The sequence below is a fragment of the Bryocella elongata genome, from assembly GCF_900108185.1.
In the GTDB taxonomy this organism is placed as follows: Bacteria; Acidobacteriota; Terriglobia; order Terriglobales; family Acidobacteriaceae; genus Granulicella; species Granulicella elongata.
In genome coordinates this window covers 108,262-122,399 of sequence record NZ_FNVA01000006.1, presented here as the reverse complement: position 1 = coordinate 122,399, position 14,138 = coordinate 108,262, and the positions used below count along the sequence as shown (strand labels likewise).

Annotated in this window: 10 protein-coding genes; 1 reads left to right on the top strand and 9 read right to left on the bottom strand. The window is 60.6% G+C overall.

What is annotated here, in order from left to right; genetic code table 11:
• Positions 1 to 46: 46 nt before the first annotated feature.
• From C4S68_RS16560 to C4S68_RS16540, 5 genes are read right to left on the bottom strand one after another with little or no spacing between them, the layout of a single operon-like run.
• The gene (locus tag C4S68_RS16560) at positions 47 to 1,123 is read right to left on the bottom strand and encodes an ABC transporter permease (protein WP_103934224.1); all 1,077 of its coding nucleotides are present in this window, start codon (positions 1,121 to 1,123) and stop codon (positions 47 to 49) included.
• A complete protein-coding gene (locus C4S68_RS16555) occupies positions 1,120 to 2,667 on the bottom strand; it encodes a sugar ABC transporter ATP-binding protein (RefSeq protein WP_103934223.1) in 1,548 nt (515 codons plus the stop codon). Before C4S68_RS16555 ends, C4S68_RS16560 begins: the two co-directional genes overlap by 4 nt.
• Positions 2,664 to 4,169: an FGGY-family carbohydrate kinase gene (locus C4S68_RS16550; protein WP_103934222.1), complete on the bottom strand. Its 1,506-nt coding sequence runs from the start codon at positions 4,167 to 4,169 to the stop codon at positions 2,664 to 2,666. The genes C4S68_RS16555 and C4S68_RS16550 overlap by 4 nt, the downstream gene beginning before the upstream one ends.
• Positions 4,166 to 5,182, bottom strand: coding sequence for a transketolase family protein (locus tag C4S68_RS16545; protein WP_103934221.1), 1,017 nt, complete (start codon positions 5,180 to 5,182; stop codon positions 4,166 to 4,168). Before C4S68_RS16545 ends, C4S68_RS16550 begins: the two co-directional genes overlap by 4 nt.
• Entirely contained in the window at positions 5,176 to 6,087 is a 912-nt protein-coding gene (locus C4S68_RS16540) for a transketolase (protein ID WP_103934220.1), read from the bottom strand. Before C4S68_RS16540 ends, C4S68_RS16545 begins: the two co-directional genes overlap by 7 nt.
• 102 nt (positions 6,088 to 6,189) lie before the next feature.
• On the opposite strand from C4S68_RS16540, the gene C4S68_RS16535 reads away from it, so the two are divergent.
• Positions 6,190 to 7,755 carry a DUF5060 domain-containing protein gene (locus C4S68_RS16535; protein WP_235011660.1) on the top strand — a complete coding sequence of 522 codons (1,566 nt, stop codon included), beginning with the start codon at positions 6,190 to 6,192 and terminating at the stop codon, positions 7,753 to 7,755.
• Positions 7,756 to 7,846: 91 nt separating this feature from the next.
• Here C4S68_RS16535 and C4S68_RS16530 read toward each other — a convergent pair whose 3' ends face one another.
• Genes C4S68_RS16530 through C4S68_RS16515 form a run of 4 tightly spaced genes read right to left on the bottom strand, consistent with a single transcriptional unit; the run spans position 7,847 to position 14,085 of the window.
• Positions 7,847 to 8,800 carry a glycoside hydrolase family 43 protein gene (locus tag C4S68_RS16530; RefSeq protein WP_103934219.1) on the bottom strand — a complete coding sequence of 318 codons (954 nt, stop codon included), beginning with the start codon at positions 8,798 to 8,800 and terminating at the stop codon, positions 7,847 to 7,849.
• Complete coding sequence (locus C4S68_RS16525; RefSeq protein ID WP_160115205.1) at positions 8,797 to 11,151, bottom strand: SUMF1/EgtB/PvdO family nonheme iron enzyme; 2,355 nt, start codon at positions 11,149 to 11,151, stop codon at positions 8,797 to 8,799. The genes C4S68_RS16530 and C4S68_RS16525 overlap by 4 nt, the downstream gene beginning before the upstream one ends.
• Positions 11,152 to 11,161: 10 nt before the next feature.
• Positions 11,162 to 12,769: an MGH1-like glycoside hydrolase domain-containing protein gene (locus tag C4S68_RS16520; RefSeq protein WP_146072190.1), complete on the bottom strand. Its 1,608-nt coding sequence runs from the start codon at positions 12,767 to 12,769 to the stop codon at positions 11,162 to 11,164.
• Complete coding sequence (locus C4S68_RS16515) at positions 12,766 to 14,085, bottom strand: glucuronyl esterase domain-containing protein (RefSeq protein ID WP_146072189.1); 1,320 nt, start codon at positions 14,083 to 14,085, stop codon at positions 12,766 to 12,768. Before C4S68_RS16515 ends, C4S68_RS16520 begins: the two co-directional genes overlap by 4 nt.
• Positions 14,086 to 14,138 lie beyond the last annotated feature (53 nt).

The following is a 14,138-nucleotide window of genomic DNA, read 5'->3' as shown; positions in this document are numbered from 1 at the left end:
CAACGCCATCAACGCAGCAACGAATGGAACGCAGGGTCGGCGCATGTCATGCCTCCGCGTTGGAGCGAAGCAGAAATGGAAGCAGCTTCGCCTGCAGGCGGGTCTGCAATTGATCTCCGGCGACGGCGAGGACGATGACCACACCCTTCACCACCATTTGCCAGAACTCGCTTACGCCGAGCATGACCATACCATCGGCGAGTATGCCGATGACGCATGCACCGAGCAGCGATCCGCTCACGGAGCCTCGACCGCCCATCAGCGAGGTTCCACCCAACACGATGGCTGCGATCGCCGTGAGCTCGAAGCTCTCCCCGGTGGCGGGATGCGCGGACTCAAGCTCCGAAGCGATGAGCAGTCCTACGATGCCGGCAGCCAATGCGGAGACCAGGTACGCGATAAACTTCACGCGCGGTACGCGTACCCCTGAGAGCCGCGCGGCACGTTCGTTGCCACCGACCGCGTAGACATGGCGGCCGAAGGGAGTCTTCGCCGCGATCGTCGCCGCGATGGCGAAGAGCGCCAGCGCAATCCATACGGGCAGCGGAAGCCTGAGCAGAAACGACTGGCCCAGCATCGTGAAGAACCGGCTGCCGTGAGGGGAATCCGCGCCCAGGCCAGGAAAGGTCTTTCCGTTCGAGAACAGGAGCGCCGCGCCCCGTGCGATATATAGCGATCCCAGCGTGGCGATGAACGGCGCGACTGCCGCACGACTGACCAGCCATCCATTTACGGCACCCGCCACGAGGCTTACCGTGAGCGCGGCGACAATTGCAGCAGCAACGCCGGGGTATCGTGCGATGCCGCCGATCATAATGCCATGCGTGAGCACGTAGCCGGCGACAATGCCGCTGAGGCCGGCGACAGAGCCGACCGAAAGATCGATGCCACCGGTGAGCACAACGAAGGTCATGCCAATGGCGAGGATGGAATACACCGCGATGTGCTTGGAGAGGATGGACAGATTGTTCGCGGTAAGGAAGTCCGGAGACAGGATGGTGAACACCACGACCAGCGCAATGAGCACCAGTAACGCACGCATGCGCAGTGCGATCAGGACGAGCCTCGCGGGAGATTGCGCAAGCCTTCCCTTCGCAAGCAGTTTGGCTCCGGAAGCGTTCATGTCGTCAGCATCCTCCGGTCGATACGACTTGCCGCAACATCATGACTGGCAGCGTTCATCAATGCCACATCGGTCATTTCTCCAGGGCCAAGCTCAGCCACGATGCGTCCTTCGCGCATGACCAACGCGCGATCGGCGAGCTCTTCGGTCTCTTCGATCTCGCTTGACGTGAAGAGCACGCTCAAGCCTTCGTCCGCGAGTTCGCGGAGTACGCGATAGATCTCCGCCTTGGCGTTGGCATCCACGCCGCGCGTGGGCTCGTCAAGAAGCAAGACACGCGGCTTGCGTGCGAGACAACGCGCCAGCAGGACCTTCTGTTGATTTCCTCCGGACAATGCAGTGACAGGGAGTTCGATATCGCGCACCTCGATGCGGAGCTTTCGGACCAGTTCCATCACGCGTTCCGTTTCCTTCGTGCGTGAGAGCCAGCGTTCGCCCTGGAGAGCCAGCACGATGTTCTCGCGCACGCTGAGTTCAGGCACCAACCCATCACGCTGCCGGTCTTCAGGGACAAGCGCTATGCCAGCATCCATCGCATCGGAGACGGAACGCAGCCTGGCGCGGTGTCCATCGACCGCTATGTCGCCGGTGAAGCCAGGAGCGGATCCAGCAAGCGTCTCGAGCAGCTCGGTACGGCCTGCGCCGAGGAGACCGAAGATACCAACGATCTCGCCGCGGCAAACACTGAGGCTGATGCGATCAAGTACGGGCTCGGCTGATCCGCCATCCAATCCGCGTCCCACTGTAAGGTCGCGCACCTCAAGCATCCTGGTTGCATCTGCGACGCGGCGGCGTTCGGTTTTCACATGCATCGGGCGACCGCTCATGGTGGTCACGATCCACTCTCTCGTTGCTTCGCCGCGCATCGCCGTGCCGACCACTTTGCCTGATCGCAAGACTGTGAACGCATCGCCGAGACGCATCAACTCTCCAAGCCGATGGGAGATGTAGATGATTGTGAGGCCTGCTGCAAGCAGATCACCGATGGCTTCGAAGAGCGTTTCGGCCTCAGCCTGCGACAGCGCAGAGGTGGGTTCGTCGAGGATGAGTAACCTGGACTGATGGGCGAGAGCGCGAGCTATTTCGAGCACCTGCCGACAACCTAGCGAGAGCTCCGAAGCGAGTGTCGATGCTTCCAGCGGCTTGCGGAGCCGCGTCAGGGCGGACAACGAGCGCTCGTCCTCGGCTCGCCGATTCACCATGCCCATCGAGACCATCTCGCGGCCAGCGAAGATGTTTTCGCTCACGTCGAGGTTGGCGAAGACAGAGAGTTCCTGGTGCACGATGGCGATTCCATGCGCCGCGGCCGCGCGGGGAGAGCCCAATGTCAGGAGTTGAGCATCCATCCAGATCTCGCCTTCATCGTGGGATTCGGCTCCGCAAAGGATACGCATCAACGTCGACTTGCCAGCCCCGTTCTCTCCGATAAGTACGTTGACGCGGCCACGATAGACGCGGAAGGTCACATCATCCAGCGCAAGCTGTCCGGGGTAACGCTTGGTGATGTTTCTCGCTTCGAGAAGGATGTCGGAGGCGTTGCTCATGCTGCCCCCTGCGAGAGGGTGCGACGGACCGATTCGAGCCAGACCTGGCGACGCGTTACGCGTAGGTCATTGGGCATGAGTGGACTGAAGAGCTGAGGTGGAGCAGCCATTCGATACGGCTCGTCCACAGACTTCCACCAGCCAAGCGTCACACCGCCAAGCCAGGCGGCACCAATTGCCGAAAGCTCCTCCCGCTGAGATCTGCGGACCTCACATTGCAGCATGTCTGCCTGGAACTGCATCAGCGAGTCGTTTCGCGTCGCTCCACCATCCGCGCTCAGCGCAGGCAAGACAACGCCGGTAGCTTCAACCATGGCCTCGAAGACGTCCGTCACCTGATGCGTGATCGACTCAAGCGCAGCACGAGCCATGTGAGCCTTCGTATGCCACGGGCCCAGGTTCAACAGAGCTCCACGAGCGGATGCATCCCACCACGGAGCGCCGAGGCCAGCCATCGCAGGGACGAAGACGACGCCATCGCTATCGGGTACCGATGCTGCGAGAGCTGCCGTATCGGCGACGGGGTCTGCAAGGCCAAGGAAATCTCCGACCCACTTCAAGGCCGCGCCGCTCATCGCGATATTGCCTTCGAGGGCGTATTGCACACCGCTGGTCGTTGAGTATCCGATGGCTCTTGCAAGCCCCTTGCTGTCCCGGGGAAGCTCGTCGAGTGCCACCATCAGCGAGGATCCGGTGCCGTACGTCGCCTTCACCGTTCCCGACGGCCCCTGCGCTGCAAGCGCAGCGTGCGAATCACCGACCATGCTGACAATGGGCACGCCTTGCAGCGAACCGATTGCATTGCATACGCCGAAGTGGCTGGCGGATGTCTTTACTTCAGGAAGCGCGCTGATATCAATGCCGAAGAGGCCAGCCATCTCGCTGTCCCAAGCGAGGCTAGTCAGTCCAAAGAGCGCCGTGCGAGAGGCATTGGTGTGGTCCGTCGCGTGAACCTTGCCCCCGGTAAGCCACCATAGCAGCCAAGCGTCGACGTTCCCGAATCGAAGATCTCCGGATGCCATGAGGTCTTTGGCTCGCGTTGCGAGAGCACTCTCCGTGAGAAGCCACGCCCACTTCGACGCGCTCACCAGGGGATCGAGCACGAGGCCTGTGCGCTCGTGAATCTCAAGTGCATGCGAAGCGATGCGATCGCAGACGCCGGTTGAACGGCGGCACTGCCAACTGATCGCGTTCCCGATGACATCCCCAGTGGCGGCATCCCATGCAAGAGCGGTCTCCCGCTGGTTGGAGATGGCGATGCCTGCGATCCGGAAGCCTCGGTCCGTGCATTCTTTCGCTGCCTCCTGCAACGTGGTGCTGACGCTGGCCAAGATGTCAGCCGGCGATTGCTCCATCCATTGATCGCGGGGCGAGAGCATAGCCAGCGGCGCGGCCGCTATGCACACTACGGCGCCATCGCGATTGACCGCAACACACTTGGTGTTCGTCGTGCCCTGGTCGATAGCCAGCACAACCTCCGCTGCTGCATGCAAAAGCGTCATCTGGCCGGTAGCTTACTCCCAACGAGCTCGACCGATGCATCGACGATGCCTTTTGCGGTGAGGCCGAAGTGCTCGAGCAGAAACTCTGCTGTGCCGGTCGGGGCGAAGACGTCCGGCAGCCCGAGGATGCGGAGCGGAGGAGCATTGCGGGCTTTGGTCGCAAGGATCTCCGCGACGATGCCTCCAAGACCGCCTGCACGCAGGCCTTCTTCTGCCGTGACGATGCCGCGCGTACCACGTGCTGCCGCAAGCACCGCTGGCTCGTCGAACGGCTTGATGGAGCTCATGTTCAGTACACGGGCTTCGATGCCCATTGCTGCAAGGGCGTTGGCTGCCTCCAACGCGCGGCTGACAAGGACTCCATTGGCCATCAGAGTCACGTCGTGGCCTTCGCGCAGCAGGACTGCCTTGCCCGGTTCAAAGACGTGGCCCTTCGGAAGGATCGACGGCACAGGGACACGGCTGATGCGCAGGAACATCGGACCGTCGGTAGCATGAGCAAAACGCATGGCGGCTTCTGTCTCGGCTGCATCCGCAGGCACAATCACGGTGAGGTTGGGGATCACTCGCGTCCACGCAATGTCTTCGATGGAATGATGCGTTGGGCCAAGCTGACCGTAGGCCATGCCGGAGGACATGCCGCAGAGCTTCACGTTGGAGCGCGTGTAGCCCAGGTCGACCTTAACCTGCTCCATGGCGCGCGCGGTGAGGAAGCACGATGCTCCGCAGACAAATGGCAGCATACCTCCGTTCGCGAGTCCCGTGCCAACTCCGACCATGTTCTGTTCCGCGATGCCGACGTTGACGAAGCGCTCCGGATACTTCCCCATAAAGCCCTTCAGCTTCGTAGAGGACACCGAGTCATTGACGACGGCGCAGACACGAGGGTCGCTCCCTGCGAGCTCAACGAGGGTTTGCGAGAAAGCATCGCGGCAGTCGGCCTTAGGCCCTAAGGTGTATGTAGGCGCGGAGGGCTGCGACTCTTCGGCGGCGATCTCAGGTGGGGTTACCATACCGGCTCTGCCTCCAGCTCTTCTGCAGCTTTGCGCAACTGCTCTTCGGTGGGAACGCCATGATGCCACGCGGGCTGATTCTCAGCAAAGCTTACGCCCTTGCCCTTGATGGTGTTCGCGATGATGCAGGTCGGCTTGCCCACCTCAAGCGGAGCGCCACTGAGAACTTCGCGCAGCGTGGCCGTGTTGTGGCCATCGATCTCCGTGACGGCAAAGCCAAAGGTGCGCCACTTGTCAGCGAGAGGCTCCATGCGAATCGTGTTCTCGGTGAAGTCGCCTTGTTGAAGGCGGTTGCGATCCACGATGACGATGAGGTTATCGAGCTTATACTGCTGCGCGCTCATCGCGGCCTCCCAGTTGGAGCCTTCCTGAAGCTCGCCGTCTCCGGTGAGGACGAACGTACGCCAGGTCTCACCGCGCATCTTCGCGGCTATCGCGCAGCCGACTGCGATGGGCAAACCATGTCCCAACGGACCGGTGTTGGCCTCAACCCCTGGCAACTTGTTGCGGTCCGGGTGGCCGTTGAGCTTCGACAACGGATCCATGAAGGTGCGCAACAGCGCTGTCTCGAAGAAGCCGCGCATGGCAAGCGCTGTGTAGAGCGCGGCCGCACAGTGCCCCTTGGAGAGGAGGAAGCGATCTCGCTGAGGCCAGTTGGGCTGCTGCGGATCGAGCTGCAGCACTCCACCGTAAAGAACCGCCAGGACGTCGGAGGCAGAGAGGTCACCGCCGGTGTGACCGAGGTGCGCATGATTGGTCATCGACATGGCAGTCATGCGGATGCGATTGGCGAGGTGCTTCAAGATCGCGGGGTCGCCTTCGCGACCGTCGAACAGAGAGTTCGCGTTTGCCGACACGCCGCCCGGGCTCTGCCTCTGCGTTGTGACCGGGACCTCACTTTGCATGAATATGCATCCTTGTATTTATTTGAGTCAGCCACCACAATACTCTAGAAGGTGCAGGCCTAGCCACTGAATCAATGGCCGCATGATGGAGTATTCCGAAAGATGGACCGCCGCACAATGATCCAGCGCAGCGCAGCCGCCCTCGGGGCCGCGCTCACCGCTTCGCCCTCCGCGTCTTCCGCCGCGCCAGCCCCGGCGCCTTCCACCAGTGTTGAGCAGTGGGACCGCTGCGAGCTCTCGCTGCATGGGCCCTCGAGCGGCAATCCATTTACAGACATCGAGGTGAGCGCGACGTTTACGCTGGGCCACCGCAGTGTCGACGTTGCCGGATTCTACGATGGAGAAGGCGTCTACAAGGTACGCTACATGCCGGATGAGCCCGGCCATTGGGTGTGGCGGTCGAATTCGAAGACCCCGGACCTCAACGGCCACACTGGTGCATTCGAGGTGACGAAAGCAACGGGAGCGAATCATGGCCCTGTCACGACGGCCCACCAGTACCATTTTCAGCACGCTGACGGTACGCCGTACTTTCCATTCGGCACCACGTGCTACGCGATGGCGTTCCTGGGTGAGCCGTTCGAGCAACAGACCATCGACACGCTTCGCACCGCGGGTTTCAACAAGGTGCGCTTGTGTCTTCTGCCGAAGCCGTTGGGGCACGATCTCTTTGCGCTGCCTTTCGAAAAGCATGCCGACGGCTCGAACGACCTGACGCGCCTGAACCCGGCTTACTTCGCGCATTGCGAGCGGCGGATTCAGGATCTGTGCGATCTTGACATCCAGGCCGACGTGATCCTGTTCCATCCCTATGATGGCTGGGGCTACAAGTCGATGCCCGCCGAAGTGAATGACCTGTACCTGAAGTATGCGGTTGCCCGTCTCGCTTCGTTCCGCAACGTGTGGTGGTCGGTGGCCAACGAGTACGACCTTGTGAAGTCGAAGACCATGCCGGAGTGGGACCATTACTTTCACGTGATCCAGCAGTATGATCCCTCGAGCCACCTTCGCTCCATTCATCACAGCCGTGTGCAGTATGACAACTCGAAGCCCTGGGTGACCCACGCGAGCCTGCAGCAATATGACTTCAACAAGGCGCCGGAGTATCGCGCGGCCTGGGGCAAACCCATCCTTTGGGATGAGATCCAGTATGAGGGCAACTTTTCGCGGCGCTGGGGAAATCTCTCTGCTGAAGAGATGACGAGACGCTTCTGGCTTGCGGTGATTGCCGGCACGTATGCCACTCACGGAGACACGTTCAATCAGCCCAAGGGCATACCGGTGTGGAGCGATGGCGGCAAGCTGAGTGGGACGAGCGCGCCTCGAATCAAGTTCCTGCGCGAGGTGGTGGAGAAGATTACCAAGGTGGGTCTCAATGAGTTTGAGGGCGCCTACTATCTCTCCGCCGGCACACCGAATCAGCTCTATCTTTACTACTTCGACTTCCACCAGCCTGCGGAGTATGACTTTCCTCTGCCACAGGGCATCGACTTCAAGGCTACGTTGATCGACCCGTGGAACATGACGATGACCCCACTTCCCGGGACCATCCGCGCGGTGGGCAAGCAGAAGGTGACCACCGATGAGGGCGAAGCCTCGACCGCTTCGTCGACGCGGGTAACGCTGCCGGGCAAGCCGTACCAGGCGATCGTCTTCGAGAAGGTCTAGCAGCGCGAGAGAAGGTCCACGTTCACAACACAGTAGGGCTCGCGACGTGCGAGTCCTTCGCTCTTGCGTTATAGACATGCCGGGCAAGTACCTACTGTGTCGCTGGCGGATCATGCCGCGCACGAAGCTTCGCGGCTTCCTCTGCCGTTATCTTCAGGAACGCGCCATGCTTCGAACCTTGAGGAAGGCTCATCCGGTCGTTCACGGAGTGCCAATGGATCCAGTCCTTCGTCGCGACGCCCTGGAAATGCGCTTGCGGCTGGCGATAGTGGTCATAGAACACGACGACTTCGTCACCGATCTTGATCGCTGACGGGCCTTCCGACCAGGAGTCGTTGATCGGACCTCCGACGGGTGTCCAAGGGCCTTCGACGGTCGGCCCTTTGGCGACGCGCTCCTGGTACCGCTGAGGGTCACGCGTCTGGTCTTTGTAGATGAGGTACTCCGTCGCGCCCGCGTGATACATGGTCGCGTCGATGACTTCATAGCCGGGATCGAAGAATATCTTCGGCGCAGAGAAGTCGCGGAAGTCCTTCGTCTCCGAGAACCAAATGCGGTTGCCCTGTTCCTCTGCGCTCGGAGAACTTGACCAGAAGACGACCCACAGCTTCTTGCTTGCGTCCCAATCAGTCTCAGGCGCCCAGACGTTGCGAATGCCCGGCACCGTCGTCATGATGGGGATCTCATGCTGCTCGCCCCACTGCATGAGGTCCGGCGAGTCCGCGGTGCCAAAGCTGTTGCCACGCCAACCCCATGTCCATACGGCATGGAAGCCTCCCGCGGGGTCACGCGTGACGAAGATGTCGCGCATGATCTCTCCGGGCTGCGAGGGCTTGAGCCAAGGCTGGCCATCGTTGAGAGGTTCGTAGTGGAAGCCATCCTGGCTCAGTGCGTAGTAGATGCCTTGGGAGCCAGGCTCCTTGAAGTAGACGAAGAGGTACTGGTCCTTCGCGTCCGAACTCGCGTCGGACTTCGTTTGGGCAAAGCTACCTGACCCGGAGCAAATGCAGAGCAACGCTGTGGCCATCAAAGCTCGAAACTTCATTCCGCCTCCGGGTCAGGACCATCGGTCTTCTTGTCCTGCATGATGTCGGGGACGGTGGAGTGTTGGAAGCTCTTGCCCTTCCAAGTTGAACTCACGGTCTGCTTGCCGTTCTCGTCAAAGAGCACCCATATCCACTCGCCAGAAGGAAGGTAGGACTTCTCCCACGCGCGCGTTCCGTTCTCACGCCAGAAGGTCTCGGTACCGACCTTCTCTCCTTCGTGGAAGCTGAGCTTCCACATCGGCTTGCCGCTGATGTAGAAGGCCTCTTCGGGGCCTTCGAGCAACACGCGCCCGTCGCTGGCTTTCGCGCTTCCCCAGCGGATTCGTACCTTGCCGCTGGCATACTTCTCTTCGTGCTGTGTGATCGGGCCGAGTTGCAAAGGAAGTGCCGGCGTGAGCCCCGCAAGCTTGTCGAGCACCCAGGCCTCTGTCATCTCGATCTCATAGTCGGGCTTGTTCTTCGAGGTGATGACATGGATAACACCGTTCGCACCCTGCGTTGCGGTCGTGTATCCGACGGTGACGACTTCCTTTGGCAGCGGCTTCGTGGTCCAGGTCGCGCCATCGTCATCGCTGAGTGCAACGTAGGCGCCATCTTTGTGGATGTGTTTCTGTTTTGAGGGATTGTAATCAGCCACGAAGAAGAGCTTCCCGTCGTGAAGTCGGATTACGCTGGGGCGCTCGCCGCTGAGCAGCTCGTCGAAAGGTGTCGCCTTCTTCTGCCACGTCTTGCCGCCGTCATGGCTGATTGCCAGTGGCATCTTGCCTTCTATCTCGGAGTTCTTGCCGCCGAATCCGAGGATGGTCGTGCCGTCCTTGGCCATCACGATCGTTGTGTGGCGTCCTGCGGTTCGTCCACCCGTGTCATACCAGGATTGACCACCATCGTGCGTACCCCACACCGAGGAGACAGAGCCATTGCCTGTTGCATCGCGACCCGTGGAGTCGGTGGGTATGAGGATCGTGCCGTCGCTTGAACGCACGATACTGTTGATCGGTTGCGGTACATAGCGTCCGATGGGCGCGGTGAATCTGGGGAACTCTACGGCACTCCATGTTGCGCCGTTATCCTTCGAGGTCATATACGAGAACGGCCACGCACCAATGAGTCGCGGTTGTCCCCAGAAGAACCAGAGCTTACCGGTGCCGTTGGGGACTACATCGTTCCAGATGACGGGTGCAGCGTTGGCTGCGTCAGCGAAGTAAGGCCACGGCTCGGGCATATCCCAGGTCTCCGTGCCGGCTCTTCGACGCATCGTGATGATGGTCATGTCCGGGTCGTCTTCGGACTGCGGCGTGTTGTAGTAGGCGGCCATCATGTCGCCGTTGGGAAGCTCTTGAATCGCGGTGTTGTGATAGGCAATGCCGAGGCCGCGTGCGAGCCCGATCCTCCAACCGACCTCAGGCATGGAGCGGCCATTGAGGTTGGGAAAGATCTCATGCAGGTGTATCCATGGCTTCGAGAGATCGGGCCCCGCGGCGATACCGTCTGGCTGCTGCTTCACTGCGGTCTCGAAGGAATATGTGAAGGGCGCGGTGGGTCTTGCCGAAGGGAACGGGGCTTCAACGATGCGAAATCCGATGCGACCCTGAGGACTCGAGAAGCTGGGCGCCATGCTCGCGCGATTCGCTGGGCGTTCGAAGTAGGGCGAGCTTGCAGGATTCTCCCCGGGCTCCTTCGACTTGCGGAAGTCCAGCGCGCCGCCCCGCACGACCTTCGCCCATCCCGTCGAGGGACCCGTAGGATCCATCTGCAGCTGCGGCTCATATGGACCATACCAGTCGAGGGTCCACTCAGGACGGCCTACGCCCAGGTTGGCGATTCCCCAAGCGTTGGGCTCATCTATTTTCAACGGCGAATCGCTTGCTCCATAGAGTTTCGTTCCACCGCTGCGTGCAGCGTACTCCCACTCGGCTTCAGTGGGCAGGCGATAACCCTTATGCTCACGCTTCGAAAGCCACGCGCAGTAGTCCATCGCCTGTTGCCAGCTGATGCCAGCGGCATAACCCGGAACGGCTGTGTTGGGCTTATAGGCAGGATCGAATAGTTGATACTCCGCGATACTCACCTCGGTGACGCTCATCGCTAAGGAGTAAGTGAGCTTCACTGGATGAGCCGGCACCTCGTCGAAGTCGCCGTGGGCTGGGCGCGTGGACATCACGCCGAGGCCTGCCCTGACGCTCGCGGGAATCTCCCTAGCGTCTGCCCCCATGCGGAACTCGCCCGCGGATATGCGCGCAAGCTTGATGCCTACGGAATTTGTCTCGATCTTCTGTGCGCCTGCGGCCATCGCAAACAGGCATGCGCCTGCGATCACCACCGCGGCTCGCAACTGTTGCTGCATTGTCATTCCTCTCCTGCTATTGCGGAAGCTTGTAGCGCAGATCTCCAAGGTCTTTGCGCTTCGCTGATGTCTTTCCATCGACCATCAGCACGAAGCCCTGACCGCGTCCGTAGTGCTTGCCCGTCGCGTCCCAAACGATGCTGACGATATGCCCGTGATACGGGAGTCCATCCAGAGCGAAGTAACTCCACGAACGCACCAGTGGCTTCAGAACGATCTCGTTACCAGGTCCAGGGCGCAGACCGATCAAACCGGTGATGAGCGGGTCCGCGAATCCGGAGTGGTTGTAGTAATTGCCGCGGCCCACCTGCTTATTCTTTGCCAGCAGCATGTCCTTCGCGATCCACTCATCGGTATCGGCATCGAGGTCTTCATCGATCCACGGGATCACCGTGCCATCCTTCAGCTTGATATGCTGCGACTTCACATAGGCCTCGAAGAGCTTCATGTAGCCGGCTGCATCGACGTCCTTCGCATGAGGCCTGTCGTCGATTGCATTCGCCAGCGCGGTGAGGGTCTGCGTGGTAGCGAAGGGCCAGGAGGGCCCATTCCATGTGCACTGGTCGCTGGACTCGAAGCGAAATCGAGGGCTGCGACGCTCAGCTGTAGTTGGCCCAAACTCGCCGGCAAAGCCCTTGAGATCAAACAACTGTTTCCATGCAACGTCGTGCTCAATCGGCGCCGCATTGAATGCCCATGGCGTGTAGCCGATCAGCTCGCGGACTCCCGAGATTCGCATGGCGGTGCCGTTGTCCTGGAACCTCTTCTGCTTGCGGATACCAGAGTCCTGAGCTGGTGACATCACTTCATAGAACTGGTCCGCCGGGTTCCAGAGGTATTGCTCGATGAGGCCGTGCATGCGCTCGGCACGCGCTTTGTATTCTTTCTCGGTGGCTGCATCATGGGCCTCAGATGCGGTCGCCGCAATGGCTTCATCTTCTCCCAGCATGTAGCTGTTCAGCGTGGGCCGATATCCATCGCCACTGATACTCTTCTCCATCGCATCGCGGGTATCGATCGACCAGTAGAGGCCATTCGCGTCGCGTTGCGCGTCCCAGGCGCGCTCGTTCCTGACCATCGCCGACAGTAAAGACGTTTCGAATTCACGGTCACCATTGGCGAGACGCACCGCGCGAGCTGCATCGGCAATCGCCGTCGAGTACTTGTGCGGATCGGCTGCGGGTGAGAGCCAGTAGCGCATGTCGTCCTCGGCGATGCTCTTGTCTTTGAGCCAACGCGCCTCGCGTACATGGAACGTTGTGGCATCCGGCAAGGCACCGAAGAAGCCATCGGTCATCTCGGGCTTGGGGAGCCACTCGGTGATCACCCAGCCAGCCTTGGTCTTCACCAGGTGCTTCTGCCAGGCGTACCAGCGGAAATAGTACATCTCCTCAAACTGCTTATCGGAGGACTCGAACCAGGGAATCTGCGCGAGCATCCATGGCCAGCTATCAGAGCCCTCCGTACCGGTCGCGAGCTTCTCCTGCTGCTCAAAGGTTGCGATGTAGTGGTGGAATGTTTCGGGCCTGATGAGAGCGGGAGATGAGCTGACTTGCGAGTGCGCGCTGAGCGAAGCCGCGGCCAGCATCGTTAAACCACAAAGTGTTGGCGAGAAGAGCTTCAAGGAGTTCCTCCAGTTGAGGAGCCTGCGCGAGCGAGCGGCGAGCCGAACTCCTGATCCATGAACTTCAGGTACTGCTCCCAGTCGAAGGCTGTCACATCGTGTTTGCCAGAGCGGATGTGGTACGCGACGTCGTGCATGACTGGCTCGTTGACGGGCGGTCGCCTGTCGATACCGAGCCCATGTTTGCCAAAGAGCGCGTAGATGCTCCCCACATCGCGCGCAGACTCGAACTCGCCTTCAGGATCCGAATAGAGGTCGTCCTGCGCGCTGGCGACATAGAGAGGACGCGGCGCGATGAGCGCGAGCAGCACGTTGCCATCGACAGGAATCATGTCATCGTGGCCGACCCAGTCGGCAAACTTCGCAGTGAACCAGTATGGAAAGGAGTGCTGCAGATGAGCGATGTTTTCGCCGAAGTTGCGTCGATAGAGAGACTGTCCGCCCTTGCCACTCTCCGTCGAGAGTACCGCTGCGAAGCGCGGATCGGTCGCAGCGGCCCAGTCGGTTGCTTTGCCTAGCCTTGAATGACCGGTGATCGCAATCTCTTTCGAGTTCACATGGCGATTCGTTAAGAGGTAGTCGGTCGCGCGCGAGAGCCCCCATGCCCACGCGCTGAGCGCTCCCCAGGTGGGCTGTCCTGGCGTCGAGGGGTAAGCCGCACGAACTCCATGCGTGCCTTCGAAGGTCTTCGCGTCGGGTTCGATGTCGCCGTAATACACGGTGGCAACGCCATAGCCGGCACGAAGCACCCTCTCGACCTGCCACTCGCTCGATTGCGAGCCTCGCTTCGATTCGTCGAAGGGGACAAGACGTGCAGGCTCTCCTCGCTTGGCGCCGGGAGTCCAGACGTCGGTTGGGCGAATTCCTGGGTCGCTGGCGACGGTGGCATTCCCCGCAAAGTTGAGGCCGAGGATCACCGGGACTTTGCCAGCATGCTTCGCGGGGAGATAGAGCAGCAGGTGCATCAATGGACCAATTGGCGTGGTCGTGAGGGGAATCTCTACCTGCGTGCGCAGCGCTAGACCATCGAGAGCGGGCGCGTCGCTTTCGGTGACGCGCGGATGAATCCGAAAGGATCTGGCACCTGGGGGCACGGTTCCGAAAACGTTTTCCTCAAACAACGAGATCCATCGTCCCCGGGCTTGCTCCCAAGCCCGCACCGTGGTGATCTCCCCGCCATTCGTGGTCTTCAGCGGATCGAGGAGAACGTAGGGAGCGACCTTTGTCTCGTCATAGTTGGCGCCAGACGGCAGGCTTGCGTTCTGTGCCAGAAGGAACGCCGCCACGCCCAACATCAATGAGAGCTTCCCTGCCACCGCAACTCCTTTAACCAAGTGCATAGCGCGCTGAGCTGCCGCTTTCCAGCATG